This is a genomic window from Klebsiella sp. K4, assembly GCF_014596785.2.
GTDB lineage: Bacteria > Pseudomonadota > Gammaproteobacteria > Enterobacterales > Enterobacteriaceae > Klebsiella > Klebsiella pneumoniae.
In genome coordinates, this window is the sequence record NZ_CP115021.1 from 963,143 (window position 1) to 979,071 (window position 15,929).

The 15,929-nt window shown below is 59.3% G+C and carries 14 protein-coding genes; 9 read left to right on the forward strand and 5 right to left on the reverse strand.

Annotated elements, in window-relative coordinates; translation table 11 throughout:
* Positions 1 to 30 precede the first annotated feature (30 nt).
* The 6 genes from IB144_RS04805 to IB144_RS04830 all read left to right on the forward strand — a co-directional run bounded on the left by IB144_RS04805 (position 31) and on the right by IB144_RS04830 (position 6,875).
* Positions 31 to 1,437, forward strand: a complete 1,407-nt coding sequence (locus IB144_RS04805) for an LLM class flavin-dependent oxidoreductase (protein ID WP_048271015.1) — start codon at positions 31 to 33, stop codon at positions 1,435 to 1,437.
* Positions 1,434 to 2,456 carry an ATP-binding cassette domain-containing protein gene (locus tag IB144_RS04810; protein WP_004174621.1) on the forward strand — a complete coding sequence of 341 codons (1,023 nt, stop codon included), beginning with the start codon at positions 1,434 to 1,436 and terminating at the stop codon, positions 2,454 to 2,456. Before IB144_RS04805 ends, IB144_RS04810 begins: the two co-directional genes overlap by 4 nt.
* On the forward strand, positions 2,453 to 3,151 hold the full coding sequence (locus tag IB144_RS04815) for a methionine ABC transporter permease (RefSeq protein WP_002915267.1): 699 nt from the start codon (positions 2,453 to 2,455) through the stop codon (positions 3,149 to 3,151). The genes IB144_RS04810 and IB144_RS04815 overlap by 4 nt, the downstream gene beginning before the upstream one ends.
* Entirely contained in the window at positions 3,148 to 4,026 is an 879-nt protein-coding gene (locus IB144_RS04820; protein ID WP_002915265.1) for a MetQ/NlpA family ABC transporter substrate-binding protein, read from the forward strand. Before IB144_RS04815 ends, IB144_RS04820 begins: the two co-directional genes overlap by 4 nt.
* Before the next feature lie 193 nt (positions 4,027 to 4,219).
* Positions 4,220 to 5,641 (forward strand): MFS transporter, encoded by a 1,422-nt coding sequence (locus IB144_RS04825; protein ID WP_004151071.1) that lies wholly within the window; start codon positions 4,220 to 4,222, stop codon positions 5,639 to 5,641.
* A gap of 10 nt (positions 5,642 to 5,651) precedes the next feature.
* Positions 5,652 to 6,875 carry an acyl-CoA dehydrogenase family protein gene (locus IB144_RS04830; RefSeq protein WP_040215712.1) on the forward strand — a complete coding sequence of 408 codons (1,224 nt, stop codon included), beginning with the start codon at positions 5,652 to 5,654 and terminating at the stop codon, positions 6,873 to 6,875.
* A gap of 45 nt (positions 6,876 to 6,920) precedes the next feature.
* On the opposite strand, the gene IB144_RS04835 is transcribed toward IB144_RS04830, so the two are convergent.
* The 5 genes from IB144_RS04835 to queF all read right to left on the reverse strand — a co-directional run bounded on the left by IB144_RS04835 (position 6,921) and on the right by queF (position 13,557).
* Positions 6,921 to 7,862 (reverse strand): aliphatic sulfonate ABC transporter substrate-binding protein, encoded by a 942-nt coding sequence (locus tag IB144_RS04835; RefSeq protein ID WP_002915261.1) that lies wholly within the window; start codon positions 7,860 to 7,862, stop codon positions 6,921 to 6,923.
* Positions 7,863 to 8,000: 138 nt separating this feature from the next.
* Positions 8,001 to 9,368 carry an L-serine ammonia-lyase gene (locus IB144_RS04840; RefSeq protein ID WP_002915259.1) on the reverse strand — a complete coding sequence of 456 codons (1,368 nt, stop codon included), beginning with the start codon at positions 9,366 to 9,368 and terminating at the stop codon, positions 8,001 to 8,003.
* Positions 9,369 to 9,433: 65 nt separating this feature from the next.
* A complete protein-coding gene (locus IB144_RS04845) occupies positions 9,434 to 10,723 on the reverse strand; it encodes an HAAAP family serine/threonine permease (RefSeq protein ID WP_004151070.1) in 1,290 nt (429 codons plus the stop codon).
* A 509-nt stretch (positions 10,724 to 11,232) separates the two neighbouring features.
* On the reverse strand, positions 11,233 to 12,600 hold the full coding sequence (gene ppnN / locus IB144_RS04850) for a nucleotide 5'-monophosphate nucleosidase PpnN (RefSeq protein WP_002915258.1): 1,368 nt from the start codon (positions 12,598 to 12,600) through the stop codon (positions 11,233 to 11,235).
* A 111-nt stretch (positions 12,601 to 12,711) separates the two neighbouring features.
* Positions 12,712 to 13,557: an NADPH-dependent 7-cyano-7-deazaguanine reductase QueF gene (gene queF, locus IB144_RS04855; RefSeq protein ID WP_040215716.1), complete on the reverse strand. Its 846-nt coding sequence runs from the start codon at positions 13,555 to 13,557 to the stop codon at positions 12,712 to 12,714.
* A gap of 68 nt (positions 13,558 to 13,625) precedes the next feature.
* On the opposite strand from queF, the gene syd reads away from it, so the two are divergent.
* The 3 genes from syd (at position 13,626) to truC (ending at position 15,926) form a co-directional block, all read left to right on the forward strand.
* Positions 13,626 to 14,171 (forward strand): SecY-interacting protein, encoded by a 546-nt coding sequence (gene syd / locus IB144_RS04860; RefSeq protein WP_032434995.1) that lies wholly within the window; start codon positions 13,626 to 13,628, stop codon positions 14,169 to 14,171.
* Positions 14,172 to 14,802: 631 nt separating this feature from the next.
* Complete coding sequence (locus IB144_RS04865) at positions 14,803 to 15,132, forward strand: YqcC family protein (RefSeq protein WP_002915249.1); 330 nt, start codon at positions 14,803 to 14,805, stop codon at positions 15,130 to 15,132.
* A complete protein-coding gene (gene truC / locus IB144_RS04870; protein WP_002915236.1) occupies positions 15,132 to 15,926 on the forward strand; it encodes a tRNA pseudouridine(65) synthase TruC in 795 nt (264 codons plus the stop codon). Before IB144_RS04865 ends, truC begins: the two co-directional genes overlap by 1 nt.
* The last annotated feature ends 3 nt before the right edge of the window (positions 15,927 to 15,929 follow it).

Here is a 15,929-nt window from a genome sequence, read left to right on the forward strand (position 1 = left end):
CCGGCGACGGGCCGCGCTATGGAGATTGCTATGTCATCACAACGTGAAATTCGTCTTAACGCTTTCGATATGAACTGCGTCGGCCATCAGTCGCCGGGCCTGTGGGCGCATCCCCGGGATCGCTCCTGGCAGTATAAAGATCTGGAGTACTGGGTGGATCTGGCGCGGCTGCTGGAGCGCGGCAAGTTCGACGGGCTGTTTATCGCCGACGTGCTGGGGATCTATGACGTGCTGAACGGCAGCGGCGATGCGGCGATCCGCCAGGCGACGCAGGTTCCGGTCAACGATCCGCTGGCTCTGATCACCCCAATGGCGCTGGTGACGGAGCATCTGGGCTTCGGCCTGACCGCCTCGCTGTCGTTTGAGCATCCTTACCCCTTCGCTCGTCGTCTGTCGACGCTCGATCATCTGACCAAAGGGCGGGTGGGCTGGAATATCGTCACCTCCTATCTGGAGAGCGGGGCGCGCAATATCGGCCAGCAGACCCAGACCGACCATGACACCCGCTATGACTATGCCGATGAGTATTTGCAGGTGATCTATAAGTTGCTGGAGGGAAGCTGGGAGGATGGGGCGGTGCTGCGCGACAGAGAGCGGAAGATCTTCAGCGTTCCGCGGAAAATCCATCCCATTAACCATCAGGGACAGTTCTTTTCCGTGCCGGGGATCCACCTCTGCGAGCCATCCCCGCAGCGCACGCCGGTGCTGTATCAGGCGGGGGCGTCCAGCCGCGGCAAACAGTTCGCCGCCGGCCATGCCGAATGCGTCTTCGTCGCAGCGCCGTCGAAGGTGCTGCTGAAGAAGACGGTGGCGGATATTCGCCGCCGGGCAGCTGAGGCGGGGCGCGATCCGCACAGCATCCTGATCTTCAACCTGCAGACGGTGATTGTCGGCGACACCGACCGCGAGGCACAGGCGAAGTGGCAGGAATATAAGCAGTACGTCAGCTATGAAGGCGCGCTGGCGCTGCTCTCCGGCTGGACGGGGATCGATTTCGGCCAGTATCAGCCGGATCAGGTGCTGAAGTATCTGCACACCAACGCCATTCAGTCGGCGGTGGAGGCCTTTTCGACCGCTGATCCGAACCGCCAGTGGACGGTGCAGGCCCTGGCCGATTGGGCGGGGATCGGCGGCTTCGGTCCGCTGGTGGTTGGCAGCGCGCAAACCGTGGCGGACGAACTGCAGTCCTGGGTCGAAGAGACGGACGTCGATGGCTTTAACCTCGCCTATGCCGTCACTCACGAAACCTTCCGCGACGTCGTCGAGCTGCTGGTGCCTGAGCTGCAAAAGCGCGGCGCCTTTAAGCAGGAGTACCGCGAGGGGACCCTGCGCGAAAAACTGTTCGGCGCCGGCCCGCGTCTGGCCGCGCCTCACCCGGGCGCCAGCTACCGCCGCGATGCGCGCACGGCGGCATCGGTAGAGGAGAAGGTGACATGATCGCTATCGATGACCTGCATAAAAGTTACCGCACGGCGGATGGCCGGCTCAGCGCGGTGCTGAAAGGGCTGTCGCTGCAGGTGCCTGAGCGCTCCATCACCGCGGTGGTGGGGCCGAGCGGCGCCGGTAAATCAACCCTGGCGCGCTGCATCAGCCTGCTGGAGCAACCGGACAGCGGTAGCATTCGTATCAATGGCCAGGATCTCTCGGCGCTGTCCGGCGAGGCGCTGCGCCGGGAACGGCGGGCGATTGGCACCGTTTTCCAGTCTTCGGCGCTGTTGAGCCGCAGGACCGCCTGGGAGAATGTCGCCCTGCCGCTGGCGTGGCTTGGTGTGGTGGAGCGCGATATCAAGGCGCGGGTTGGCGAGCTGCTGGAGAGCGTCGGCCTGAGCCACAAAGCGGATGCCTGGCCGGCCCAGCTCTCAGGCGGCCAGCGCCAGCGGATCGGCATTGCCCGCGCGCTGGCGCTGCGCCCGTCCGTTCTGCTGGCGGATGAAGCCACCTCCGGCCTCGATCCTCAGGCCACGGCCTCGGTGCTGGCTCTGCTCAAGCGGCTGCGTGATGAGTACCAGCTGGCGATCGTCCTGATTACCCATGAAATGGACGCGGTGCGCACGGCGGCGGATGCGGTGGCGGAGATCCGCGACGGGACGATCGTCCAGTACGGGCGGATCGAAGATCTGCTGGCGCGTCCCGATTCTCTGCTCGGCCAGCAGCTGTTGCCGCTGACGCCGGCGGCAGCTACCCACAGCGATCTGCTGCTGCGTCTGAGCTACCGCTGGGATGTGCCGGTGGCCACCGACTGGATCAGCCGCCTGAGCCAGCAGTGGGCGCTGCAGATCGATCTCCTTGGCGGTCACGTCGAGGTGATTAATGGTCGGCTGGCCGGTCGCCTGCAGGCCGGAGTGCGCTTTCAGGGCGAACGCCTGTCGCCCGCGCGACTGCAGGGCCTGCTGGCGCAGCTCGGCATAACGGCGGAGATCCTCGACAGCGCGCCGTTGCTCAGGGAGGCGGTATGAAACCGACAGTCATCAGTCAGGATACCCCCTGGGGCGAAATCCCTTCGCTGCTGCTCCCCGCCTATGGCGAAACCTGGCTGATGGTGGCCATTGTGATGCTGTTTGTCGTCACGCTGGGAGGACTGGTGGGGGTGGTGTTGTTTAACGCCTCGCCGCGGGGCTTATTTCCGCACGCACTGCTGTACCGGCTGCTGAACTGGGTGGTCAATATGGGACGTTCGCTGCCGTTTCTGGTGCTGATGGCCGCCATTATCCCGTTCACTTACTGGCTGACCGGCACCACGATTGGCATCCCCGCCGCGGTAGTGCCGATGATCGCCGCCGGCGTCCCGTTCTTTGGCCGTCTGGTGGAGAACGCGCTGCGCGAGTTGCCGGCGGAGGTCACCGCGGTGGGGGTCGTCTGCGGCGGGTCGCGCTGGCAAATCATTGCCAGCGCGCAGCTCAGTGAAGCCATGCCCGCGCTGGTGGCGGCGGTGACGCTAAACCTGGTCTCGATGATCGAGTATTCGGCTATCGCCGGGACCATCGGCGCCGGCGGCATCGGCTACCTGGCCGTGGTGTACGGCTATCAGCGCTTCGACAACCACATCATGATCGCGACGATCGTTGCCCTGATCGCCACGATCCAGTTGATTCAATTTTTGGGTGACCGTCTGGTCAACCGTTTACGCCACACGCAGGGGAACCTTGTATGACAACAGAGCAATTTGAGTTACGTAAAGCGCGGCGCTGGCCCTGGCTGGCGGCGCTGGCGGTGATTATCCTGCTCGCCATCGCCTTCTGGTGGTGGCGGGGACATACCCAAAGCCAGCAGGTGGTCTTCGGCAGCACGTTAAAAATTCACTACGAGCCGGCGATGGCCGGCGAGCAGCGGATCATTGAGTATATTAATCAGCATATTGCGCCCGATTACGGTCTGAAACTGGAGGCGGTGGGGGTGCAGGATCCGGTCCAGGCTGACCGCGCGGTAGCGGAAGGTCAGTATGCCGGGACGATCTATCAGCATCAGTGGTGGCTTAAACAGGTGGTGGACGCTAACGGCTTTGCGCTGTCGACCACGGTGCCGGTGTTCCAGTGGGCGTTTGGCATCTATTCCGACCGCTACTCGTCGGTACAGGCGTTGCCCAACGGCGCGACCATTGTCGTGCCTGACGATGGCGCCAATCAGGGGCAGGCCCTGTGGCTGCTCCAGCGCATTGGGTTGATCTCGCTCGACCCGGCGGTGGAGCCGCGCACGGCGAAGCTGAAAAATATTGTCGGTAACCCGCATCAGTTTGTCTTTAAAGAGCTGGATCTGCTGACCATGCCGCGGGCGTTAAATTCGGTGGATGCCGCCATCGGCTATGTCTCGCAATTTGACGCCGGGAAAGTGCCGCGTGAGAAAGGCATATTATTCCCGCCGGCGCCGCGCACCTTTGCTTCGCAATTAGTGATTGGTACACCGTATTTATCGCAGGAAAATATCGTCAAATTAAAACAGGCTTTTTCTGATCCGCGGATCCAGACGTGGTTAAAAACCACCGATGACCCGCTGGTAAAAGACGTATTAGTTCCAGTGTCCGCGGAATAAGCGTCCTGCACGACGTCTATTTTCGTTGTTATTTATTTCCCTTGAGGATGCGTGAAAGCGCGTCCTTTTTGTGCTGGTGATATTTATTAACTTATTGATTTTATTGATTTTTATAGAATGATTTGTTGTTTTGATTCTCGTCGCGCGCGGTCTATAACCGCTGATGACCTGCACAAAATAATAAGGTGAAAAAATGAGTACATTACCAGTGGATAATCCCGGTATCGCTTCGGTACCGGTCAGTAGCGTCGGGGATGTGGCGCGGCTAATTAATTCCGGCAAGGAACAAGCGAAATATGCGCGGATGATTGTCTTCCTCGCGCTGGGGGGCGTTTTTCTCGACGCATATGACTTAACCACGCTCTCCTACGGTATTGATGACGTTGTACGTGAATTTCAGCTCTCACCGCTGCTGACCGGCCTGGTGACTTCGTCCATTATGGTCGGGACTATCGTCGGCAATATTATCGGCGGCTGGCTGACCGATAAATATGGTCGCTATTCGGTTTTTATGGCCGATATGTTCTTTTTCGTGATTTCGGCTATCGCCGCCGGGCTGGCGCCGAACGTCTGGGTGTTGATTGGCGCCCGCTTCCTGATGGGCATCGGCGTTGGCATCGACCTGCCGGTAGCGATGTCCTATCTGGCCGAGTTTTCCCGCTTTGCCGGCAAAGGCAACAAAGCGGCTCGCCTCGCGGCGTGGTGCCCGATGTGGTACGCCGCCTCAACCGTCTGCTTTCTCATTATCTTCGGCCTCTATTTCCTGCTGCCGCAGGAGCATCTTGACTGGCTGTGGCGCGCCTCCCTGCTGTTCGGCGCCGTGCCGGCACTGCTGATTATTGCCGTCCGCAGTCGATTTATGAATGAATCCCCGCTGTGGGCGGCGAACCAGGGCGATCTGACCTCTGCAGTGCGTATTTTACGCGACTCCTGGGGGATCCATGCCCATGAGGTCCCGGCGGCGAAGCCCGCGCCAGCGCCGAAAGTGAGCTTCCGCGTGCTGTTCGAAAAACCCTACCGCGAGCGGACTATCGTCGCCGGGGTGATGAATATCTGTATCTCCTTCGAGTACACGGCGATTGCCTTTTTCCTGCCGTCAATTCTTGCCCAGTTCCTCGGGGCTGGCGTCTTCGAAACTATTTCGGCATCGCTGGGGCTGAACGCCCTGTTTGCTTTTACCGGTGGGCTGCTCGGTATGCATCTGGCGTGGAAATATCCTTCGCGTCATGTGGCGATAGCCGGCTTCGCCCTGCAGTTTGTGGCGCTGATTGTGCTGGCGCTGGTGGGGCAACCGCACGCGACGGCAGGTATCGTGCTGGCTATCGCGATGCTGGGGCTGTGGCTGTTCGCCGAAGGGTTTGGCCCGGGGGCGCAGCTGATGATCTACCCGGCGCTCTCCTATCCTACTGCCATTCGCGCCACCGGGGTCGGTTTCAGCCGGGCACTCTCCGGGATCGGCAGCGCGCTGGCGTTGTTTATTCTGCCGCTGCTGCAGGCCTCCCTCGGCACGCAGATGTTCTGGGTGGTCTCGCTTGCCGCCATTATTCCCATTTTCTTCCTGCTGGCGGTCCGTCATGAACCGACGCGAGAAGATATCGACGCACTTCATGAATAAGGAACTGACAATGACCCTGCTCTCCACTGGCACCGATTATGACGCGCTGGCGGCCGCCTTCCGCCCGATATTCACCCGTATCGCCCAGGGCGCTGCGGAGCGCGAACAGCAGCGCATTCTGCCCGATGAGCCGATCCGCTGGCTGAAAGAAGCGGGCTTCGGCACGCTGCGTATCCCGCGCGAGAAGGGCGGCTGGGGCGCTTCGCTGCCGCAGCTCAGCGCGCTGCTGATCGAGCTGGCGCAAGCGGACTCTAACCTGCCGCAGGCCCTGCGCGCGCACTTTGCCTTTGTGGAAGATCAGCTGAATCAGCCGGATTCCGCCGGGCGCGACCGCTGGTTTCGTCGCTTCCTCGACGGTGAGCTGGTGGGCAGCGGCTGGACGGAGATCGGCGCGGTTAAGCTGGGAGAGGTGAACACCAGAGTGACGCCGGCAGAGGGCGGCTGGCGACTCGACGGCGAGAAGTTTTACAGCACCGGCGCGCTGTACGCCGACTGGATCGATGTGTTTGCCCGGCGCAGTGATACCGCCAGCGATGTGATAGCCCTGGTCAGCACCCAGCAGACCGGCGTGGTGCGGGAAGATGACTGGGATGGCTTTGGCCAGCGGTTGACCGGCAGCGGGACCACCCGCTTTACCGGCGCTCGGGTGGAAACCGAACATGTCTATGATTTTGCCCAGCGCTTTCGCTATCAGACCGCCTTCTACCAGCATGTGCTGCTGGCGACCCTCGCGGGCATTGGCCTGGCGGTTGAGCGGGATGCCGCGCAGGGCGTCAAACATCGCTCCCGGATGTACAGCCACGGCAACGCCGCCGTGCCGCGCGATGACGCCCAGGTTCTGCAGGTCGTTGGGCAGATCAGCAGCTGGGCATGGGCGACCCGGGCCGCGGTCCTGCAGGCCGCGGAATCGCTGCAGCAGGCCTATGTGGCGCACATCAGCGACGACGAAGCATTGATTGCCCGGCGTAACCAGCTGGCGGAAGTGGAAGCGGCGCAGGCGCAGGTGATCGCCAGCGACTGGATCCCGCGGGCGGCGACGGAGCTGTTTAATGCCCTCGGGGCGTCGGATACGCGAACTCGCCTTGCGCTGGATCGCCACTGGCGCAATGCGCGGACGGTTGCCTCGCATAATCCGGTGATTTATAAGGCACGTAATATCGGTAACTGGCTGGTGAACGGTGAAGCGCCCACCTTTATCTGGCAGATAGGCAATGGTGAGAAAACGGCGGGGTAAGCCTGTCGGCGACGGGAGGCGCAGTGCTTCCCGTCGTCAGGAAAATCAAGGTTTATCCAGCGACCAGGTGGCGCTGCGCACGTCGACTTTCACCGGCAGCAGGCCGATGCGCGTAAAGGTATCCGCCAGCGCCTGCTGTTCGTTATACACCGCCGGGGTCATGCGTTCGGCACCGTAGGGCAGGCGGGCCAGGGTCTTCAGCCAGATGGCTTTATCCAGTCCGGTTGAGGTCGACAGCAGCCCGGCGGCCTCGTCCTGATGGCTGTTCGCCCACGCGCTGAGTTTACCCAGCTCATCCACCACCTGCTTTGCTGTCTCCGGGTAGGTATCTGCAAACTTGCGGCTGGCGAGATAGAAGGTGTAGTGCGGCACCAGCCCCTCGGCATTGCGGATCTGTCGGGCTTTCGCGTTGGTTTCCACTTCTGCGAGGAACGGATCCCAGATCACCCACGCATCAATCGCCCCGCGCTGGAAAGCGGCGCGGGCGTCCGCCGGCGGCAGATAGACCGGGGTGATGTCTTTATAGCTGAGGCCCGCTTTTTCCAGTGCGGCAACCAGCAGGTAGTTGACGTCAGACCCCTTGTTCAACCCCACGCGCTTGCCCTTCAGGTCGGCCACGCTGTGGATTGCCGACTGTTCAGGCACCACAATCGCTTCCGTTTTCGGGTTAGCGGGGGAGTGGGCAAGGTAGACCAGATCGGCTTGCGCCGCCTGGGCAAAGGCCGGAGGCGCATCGCCGGTCGCGGCCAGATCGATACTACCGACGTTCAGCCCCTCCAGCATTTGCGGCCCGGCGGGGAATTCGACCCAGCGTACGGCAATGCCCTGTTTTTTCAGGCTCTCATCCAGCGTGCCGCGGTACTTCAGCAGCGCGAAGATATTCGCCTTTTGATAGCCGATGTTGACGGTTTCCGGCGCTTTGGCCAGCGCGGAGGTAGAGAGGGCGGCGAGGACCAGCAGCCAGGCGGGGCGGAATCGGTTGGACATTGTCTGTTCTCCTTAGCGGTTTTGCGTAAGGTAACAAACAGCGCTTATAACCATTAAATAACTAAAATTTTATTGATATAACAAAAAGAGTTATGCAGGACGATGGCCCGACACGCCGACGCGTGGCGGGCCAGCAGGTTAATCGCAGGCAACAATCTTCATCGCCAGACCACCGCGGGAGGTTTCCCGGTACTTGGCGTTCATGTCTTTGCCGGTTTCGTACATGGTCTCGATCACTTTATCGAGACACACGCGCGGCTCGCTGGTCCGGCGCAGCGCCATTCGCGCGGCGTTGACCGCTTTCACGGCAGCGATAGCGTTGCGTTCGATGCACGGCACCTGCACCTGGCCGGCGACCGGGTCGCAGGTCAGGCCGAGGTTATGCTCCATAGCGATCTCTGCCGCGATGCACACCTGACCCGGGCTGCCGCCCAGCAGTTCCGCCAGACCGGCCGCCGCCATCGAGCAGGCGACCCCCACTTCACCCTGGCAGCCGACTTCGGCGCCGGAGATGGAGGCGTTCATCTTATACAGCGAACCAATTGCGCTGGCGACCAGCATATAGCGGGCCAGGGAGTTGCTGTTCACCTTGCGGATAAACTTGTCATAGTAGGCCAGCACCGCCGGCACGATACCGCAGGCGCCGTTGGTTGGCGCGGTCACCACCCGGCCGCCGGCGGCGTTCTCTTCGTTCACCGCCAGGGCGAACATATTGATCCAGTCGACCACCGCCATCGGATCGCTGTTGGTGGTGTCCTGGCTCACCAGCATGCGGCGCAGCGCGGCGGCGCGGCGCGGGACGCGCAGTTTGCCCGGCAGGACGCCTTCGGTGGTGATGCCGCGCTCGATACCGGCGCTCATCACTTCCCACACCGCGGCGAAGTGTTGCTCAAGGGCTTCTTTGCTGTGCAGCGCCAGTTCGTTCTGCATCATCAGGCCGGAGAGCGACAGCCCGGTTTCACGGCAGTGACGCTGCAGGTCGGCGGCGTTTTTGTAAGGGTAAGGAACGGCAACCGGCGCCTCGGTAGTCTGGCCGAAGTGCTCCTCATCAACGATAAAGCCGCCGCCGATAGAGTAATACGTCTGGCTGTAGAGCACCTTGTCGCCGGCCAGGGCGGTGATGCGCATGCCGTTCTCATGCAGCGACAGGTTGTCGGCATGGAAGTTCATGCACTGATCCACCGGGAAGTCCACTTCGTGCTGACCGTTGGCCAGCATCAGGCGGCCATGGGTATTAACGTCCTGAATAAAGCCCGGAATGGCGTCGATGTCGACGGTGTCCGGCAGGTTGCCGGCGAGTCCCATGATAATCGCGATATCGGTATGGTGGCCTTTACCGGTCAGGGAGAGGGAGCCGTAGACGTCGACGACGACTTTGCTCACCTCGGCCAGCAGGCCGCGCGCGATCAGGTCGTCAGTGAATTGTTTGCCCGCTTTCATCGGTCCAACGGTATGGGAGCTGGAAGGGCCAATGCCGATTTTAAAGATATCGAATACGCTGATCATATGTATTCCCGTGCTGTCGGAAAGCGCGCCGCCGTAAAGCGGCGCGGGGGGAGGCGTTGAATGAATTAGCTGAACAGAGAGTAGAAGATCGCGGAGATGGCAATCAGGCCCATAATCACCACGAAGACGTTGCTGATATGGCCGCTGTATTTACGCATCGCCGGGACTTTCTGAATCGCGTACATCGGCATCAGGAACAGGATCATCGCGATAATCGGGCCGCCAAGGGTCTCGATCATACCGAGGATGCTCGGGTTCAGGGTTGCCACAATCCAGGTGGTGATCAGCATGAACAGCGCGGTCAGCTTGTTCAGTTTGTTGATTTCAATCGATTTGCCTTTACTGCGCAGGGATTTAATCACCATGCCGTTAAAGCCTTCGCGAGCGCCCAGATAGTGGCCAAGGAAGGATTTGGTGATGGCGATCATCGCGATGATCGGCGCCATCCAGGCAATGATTGGCGCGTTAAAGTGGTTCGCCAGGTAAGAAAGAATCGAGATGTTCTGCTCTTTCGCCGCCGCCAGGTCTGCCGGAGAGAGGCTCAGAACGCAGCTGAAGACGAAGAACATCACGGTCAGCACCATCATGATGTGGGCGCGAGCGAGGATACTGGAGCATTTCTTCTCAGCGCCTTCGCCGTACTCTTCACGTTTGGCTACCGCGAAGGAAGAGATGATCGGCGAGTGGTTGAAGGAGAAGACCATCACCGGGATCGCCAGCCACAGGGTCATCAGCAGGCCGTTGCCGGTAACGGAAGCGCCGCTCAGGGAGAGCGTCTCCAGCGCCGCGCCGTTCCACTGCGGGATCAGATACAGGGCGAGCACCATCAGCGCGATAACGAATGGGAACACCAGCACGCTCATCGCTTTCACAATCATCTGCTCGCCGAAACGCACGATGGTCATCATGCCGACGATCAGGATCAGCGACAGAATGGCGCGCGGCGGCGGCGTCATGTGCAGCTGATGCGCCATGAAGGTTTCGACGGTGTTAGTGATCGCCACGCTGTAAACCAGCAGGATCGGGTAGATAGCGAAGAAATAAAGCAGGGTAATCAGCTTACCTGCGCCTACGCCGAAGTGTTCTTCCACTACTTCGGTGATGTCTTCGCCCGGGTTTTTCCCGGAGAGCACGAAGCGGGTCATGCCGCGGTGGGCGAAGAAAGTCATCGGGAAGGCCAGAATCGCCATGATGATCAGGGGGATCATGCCGCCAACGCCGGCGTTGATCGGCAGGAACAAGACGCCCGCGCCAATCGCTGTACCGTACAGGCCCAGCATCCACATGGTGTCGGTTTTACGCCATCCGCTGCGGGTTTCGCCCGAAACGATGGTGCTGGTTTGAGTGGTTTCCATCTGTATCTCCTGGAGGAATCAACAAAATCTAATGAATAAATACAATTGCGTAACATGAAATTCGTTTAATTACGGTTTTTTTAGAAATTTTCTCCGTAATAATTGGGCCGGAAAGATACATTTATATGGTTTATGCATCAGTGATCGCGATCTCAAATGCAATAATCCACTTTCAATGTGCGTATTTTTAGTCCAACAGCCTGTTTCTGGTGATCAGCCAGCGATTTGTGGCGCGAAGGCTACCATTTGCAGCATATGAGATAAAAGCGGAGCGGCGTAATAACGAGGGATTTACTGTAAAAAAGAGAACTAGTCGACGTTTTTGCGCTTAAAACCATTTTTTGCAGTGATAATTGTCGCAGTTTTTACCAACGCAAACGTTTGGCTATGTAGAAATAATTCAGGTGATTGATTAGTAACAGAAAGGTTTTTAGCGCGTTCTGGAAGTCAGAGGAAGAGAGCCCGCCGGGGGCAGGCGTCAGGCGATGCCCCGGCGGGAGAGGGGGAAATCAGGCGATGATTTCGTAGCAAGGAATATAGGCGGTGCCGCCCGGAAGCTTCATGCGGTGCTGGGCGACGAAGCCCTGCAGCAGATCGTCCATACGGCGCATCATCTCCGGATCGCCGTGCAGTTTGTAAGGACCGTACTGCTCAATGGCTTGGATGCCCACCTCTTTGACGTTCCCCGCGACAATCCCGGAGAAGGCACGACGCAGGTCGGCGGCCAGCACTTCCACCGGCTGATCCGGGGAGAGTTTGAGGTTGGCCATGTTCTCGTGGGTCGGATCAAACGGCATCTGCAGGTCCGGCGAGATGCGAATCGACCAGTTAAAGCTATAGGCGTCATCGGTCTCGCGACGGCTCTCTTTCACCAGCGGCATCGCTTTTTTCATCTGCCGCGCCACTTCCGCCGGGTCGTCAATGATAATCCGGTAGTGGCGACGGGCCGATTCGCCCAGGGTATGGGTGATAAACTCGTCCAGTACACGGAAGTAGTCGGCGCTCTCCTTCGGCCCGGTGAGGATCAGCGGCAGCACCTGCGCTTTGTTGTCGGGATGCATCAGAATACCCAGCAGGTAGAGCAGCTCTTCGGCAGTGCCGACGCCGCCCGGGAAAATAATGATCCCGTGGGCGATACGTACGAAGGCCTCCAGACGCTTTTCGATATCCGGCATGATGATCAGTTCATTGACCAGCGGGTTCGGTGGTTCCGCAGCGATAATGGATGGTTCGGTCATGCCGATAAAGCGGCTGTCTTTGTAGCGCTGCTGCGCATGGCCGACGGCGGCGCCTTTCATCGGCGCCTCCATTGCGCCAGGCCCGCAGCCGGTGCAGATATTCAGTTCCCGCAGACCCAGCTGCGTACCGACGCGGCGGGCGTAGAGATATTCGTTTTCGTTGATGGAGTGGCCGCCCCAGCAGACGATCATGTTCGGCGCCTCGCCGACGTGCAGCGCGCGGGCGTTGCGCAGGATCGAGAACACCAGGTTAGTGATATGAACCGAACTTTCGAGATCGAGGTTCGGGAAGCGAACGGTATTGTGGATCTGGCCGTAAACGAACAGGATATCGCGCAGCACGGCGAACAGGTTGGCCTGCAGGGAGCGGATAATCCGCCCGTCAACGAAGGCGTCTTCCGGCGGGTTGATCAGTTCCAGCTTCACGCCGCGTTCGCGCCGCAGCACGTTAATCTCGAAATTTTCGAAACGGGACAGGAGCTCCTTGCTGTTATCGGTCAGGCTCCCCGAATTGAGCACAGCAAGCGAGCAGTTGCGAAAGAGTTGGTACAGGTCGCTGCTGGCGGTGCGCTTAAGCATATCCACTTCCAGCTGCGACAGCATATCCATTGAACCAAGCGGGCTAACATGTGTAATCAAGTGAACTCCTTACAGGACGCTTATGGTCTTCCTGTGATTACAATAGCCCTGCGAACGGCGTTTCCACAACCTTGCGCGCGCCTAAACGCACGCAAATTGTGAAATTGTTTATTATTGACGGGCGAGGCGGCCGATGGCGGGGGAAAAGTCGCCATTGCTGCGCCAGGGGTTGATATCCAGACCGCCGCGTCGCGTATAGCGGGCGTAAACGGAAAGCGATTCCGGCTGGCAGAAACGGAGAATATCGTTAAAGATACGTTCGACGCACTGCTCATGGAATTCGTTATGGTGGCGGAACGAAACCAGATAGCGCAGGAGCTGCTCGCGGTCGATTTTCGCCCCCCGATACTGGATCTGCACCGAGCCCCAGTCCGGCTGATGAGTGATAAGGCAATTAGACTTCAGCAGGTGGCTGACCAGCGTCTCCTCCACGATTTTGCCGCTGGCGGCGCCCTGCAGGTAATCGGCGCTGAACTCATAGTTATCGATCTCGATATCCTGATCGTCGATGCAGGTGCCGTGCAGGCGGGCAATCGGCTGGCCTTCCAGTTCATCCAGGCGGTAGAGCGATACCTTCACCTTCCCCTGCGCGCAGGCGCTGAGATCGCGAGTCAGCGTCTCTGCAACGTCCTGCCAGCTGGCGAAACGGGTCTGGTTAAAGCTGTTGAGATAGAGCTTAAAGCTTTTCGACTCCACCAGATTGAGGCTGGTATCGGGCAGCTCGACGTGGCCGACAGCCACCTGCGGCAGACCTTTGCCGTTCAGCCAGGAGAGTTCGTACAGCGTCCAGATATCGGCGCCGTGAAACGGCAGATTATCGGCATGCAGGCCCAGCGGGTCGCGGTTTAAACTGCGCGGCACGCCCTGCAGCAGCGAGGCGTCATAGGTATCGCGGTAATCGGTTGATTTACCGAGCGTCAGGCCGGCCAGCGCCTGATGATTATCGTAAGAAGACATGTTTCACCATAGTAAAGCGGGTACACTATTGCTCCAGTGTATCCTGTCTAACGTGAAGAGAGAAACCGGTGGACCATCAGACAGCAGAAGCGCTACGCGCTTTTACCCAACGATATTGCGCCGTCTGGCAGCAGCAGCGCCACAGCCTGCCGCGCAGTGAAGAGCTTTACGGCGTCCCGTCGCCTTGCGTTGTCGACACCCAGGGCGAGGCCGTTTTCTGGCAGCCGCAGCCGTTTTCGCTGGCGCAAAATATCAGCGCGGTTGAACGCGCCCTCGACATTGTGGTACAACAGCCGCTTCATTCTTATTATACCACTCAGTTTGCCGGCGATATGTCCGGCCGGTTTGCCGGCGAAACCTTGACGCTGCTGCAGACCTGGAGTGAAGAGGATTTCCAGCGGGTGCAGGAAAATTTAATCGGGCACCTGGTGGTGCAGAAGCGGTTGAAGCTGTCGCCGACGCTGTTTATCGCCACCCTCGAGAGTGAAATGGATGTGATTTCCGTCTGTAATCTCAGCGGCGAGGTAGTCAAAGAGACCCTCGGCACCGCCAAACGCATTACGCTTTCTCCCTCACTTGCGGGTTTCCTCAACCACCTTGAGCCAGTTCTGTAATCCAGTCTGCCAGATCGTTTGTGAGAGATCTCTTACAAAACCTGTAAGAGATCGTCATCATTTAAGGTAAATTTAATCCATACTTTTTTATATAAGTTGTTGGTATTAAATCAGATCTTAATTTTTTCGTCCTTTTGAGTGGGGACTAATCTTAAGAGATTGTCTCAAGAAGGGTTGTAAGAAGGGGCAGAATCAGTGATCCTATGTCTGTCGACAGGACGTCGCGAAATGAAGCGAACATCAGGATGATGGCGCTTCTGCAGGACCCGCCAGGACGGCGTTGCAGGGACAGGCTTCAGGATGAAGCAAGGATAACGCAGGATCGCGTAATGGACACCTCCAGGATGGAGAACGAGAGCCGCTCAGGATGAACGGTGGATCAGGAAGATCGGGACAAACTTATGGATAAGTCATTTCGCATCGGGGTGGTGTGAAAGCAGGATGCACGTGTTTATGGATGAACATGGTCAGGAGACCTCAGGAAAAGTTTTCAAGGACGAGCAGGGAGCACCAATGTAGCGGGACTGCTGCAAAACGAACCGGGAGCACTGTTTATACAGTGCTCCCTTTTTTTATTTCTCCTGCGGATTTGCTATCCTGCGCCCGGTTTTTAACTCATCGAGGTTTCCCCATGACTCTTCACGATAGCGTGCGCGATCGCCTGCGCGCCATTGAAGCCCTGCTGCGCGAAACGGAGCACTGGCAGGAGACGGCGCCGGACAGCAGCGCCTTCGCCAGCGATAAGCCGTTTTGCCTGGATACCCTGGAGCCGCTGGAGTGGCTGCAGTGGGTCCTGATCCCGCGTATGCACCAGCTGCTGGAGAGCGGCCAGCCGCTGCCGCAAAATTTTGCCGTTGCGCCTTATTACGAAATGGCTCTGGATCAGGCCCACCCGGTCCGCGAATCCATGCTGGCGGAACTTCTGCTGTTAGACGCGCTGTTTGCCGGTGAGCAGGCCTGATGCTGGAGATTATCTACCAGGACGACTGGCTGGTGGCGGTCAACAAACCCTCGGGCTGGCTGGTGCATCGCAGCTGGCTCGATCGCGACGAGAAAGTGGTGGTGATGCAGACCGTGCGCGACCAGATTGGTCAGCACGTTTTTACCGCTCATCGTCTCGACCGGCCCACCTCCGGCGTGCTGCTGATGGGATTGTCGAGCGAGGCGGGCCGGCTGCTGGCGCAACAGTTCGAGCAGCACCAGATCCGGAAGCGCTACCATGCGATCGTCCGCGGCTGGCTGATGGAAGAGGCGCTGCTGGATTACCCGCTGGTGGAGGAGCTGGATAGAATCGCCGATAAGTTCGCCCGCGAAGATAAAGGGCCGCAGCCAGCGGTAACCCACTACCGCGGTCTGGCGACAGTGGAGATGCCAGTGGCGACTGGGCGCTATCCCACCTCGCGCTATGGGCTGGTGGAACTGGAGCCGAAAACCGGCCGCAAGCACCAGCTGCGCCGTCATCTGGCCCACCTCCGTCATCCGATCCTCGGCGACAGCAAGCACGGCGATCTGCGGCAAAACCGCAGCGCCGCGGAACATTTTGGCTGTCACCGCCTAATGCTGCACGCCAGCGAGCTGTCGTTAACCCATCCTTTTACCGGCGAGCCGCTGACCCTGCGCGCCGGTTTTGACGACGTCTGGATGCGCGCGCTGTCGCAGTTTGGCTGGCGCGGGCTTCTCCCGCTAAATGAAAGGGTTGAGTTTGCCGACGACAGCGGTCAGGATGAAGAGAATAAGGTCAATCCAGGGAGATAATAG

What these genes read in the sequence shown, in the direction of transcription:
- IB144_RS04825 (WP_004151071.1), top strand. Translation starts at nt 4,220, where the DNA reads ATGAGTACATTACCAGTGGATAATCCCGGTATCGCTTCGGTACCGGTC.
- IB144_RS04845 (WP_004151070.1), bottom strand. Translation starts at nt 10,723, where the DNA reads ATGGAAACCACTCAAACCAGCACCATCGTTTCGGGCGAAACCCGCAGC.
- IB144_RS04805 (WP_048271015.1), top strand. Translation starts at nt 31, where the DNA reads ATGTCATCACAACGTGAAATTCGTCTTAACGCTTTCGATATGAACTGC.
- IB144_RS04840 (WP_002915259.1), bottom strand. Translation starts at nt 9,368, where the DNA reads ATGATCAGCGTATTCGATATCTTTAAAATCGGCATTGGCCCTTCCAGC.
- IB144_RS04820 (WP_002915265.1), top strand. Translation starts at nt 3,148, where the DNA reads ATGACAACAGAGCAATTTGAGTTACGTAAAGCGCGGCGCTGGCCCTGG.
- truC (WP_002915236.1), top strand. Translation starts at nt 15,132, where the DNA reads ATGCTGGAGATTATCTACCAGGACGACTGGCTGGTGGCGGTCAACAAA.
- IB144_RS04830 (WP_040215712.1), top strand. Translation starts at nt 5,652, where the DNA reads ATGACCCTGCTCTCCACTGGCACCGATTATGACGCGCTGGCGGCCGCC.
- IB144_RS04865 (WP_002915249.1), top strand. Translation starts at nt 14,803, where the DNA reads ATGACTCTTCACGATAGCGTGCGCGATCGCCTGCGCGCCATTGAAGCC.
- IB144_RS04835 (WP_002915261.1), bottom strand. Translation starts at nt 7,862, where the DNA reads ATGTCCAACCGATTCCGCCCCGCCTGGCTGCTGGTCCTCGCCGCCCTC.
- queF (WP_040215716.1), bottom strand. Translation starts at nt 13,557, where the DNA reads ATGTCTTCTTACGATAATCATCAGGCGCTGGCCGGCCTGACGCTCGGT.
- IB144_RS04815 (WP_002915267.1), top strand. Translation starts at nt 2,453, where the DNA reads ATGAAACCGACAGTCATCAGTCAGGATACCCCCTGGGGCGAAATCCCT.
- IB144_RS04810 (WP_004174621.1), top strand. Translation starts at nt 1,434, where the DNA reads ATGATCGCTATCGATGACCTGCATAAAAGTTACCGCACGGCGGATGGC.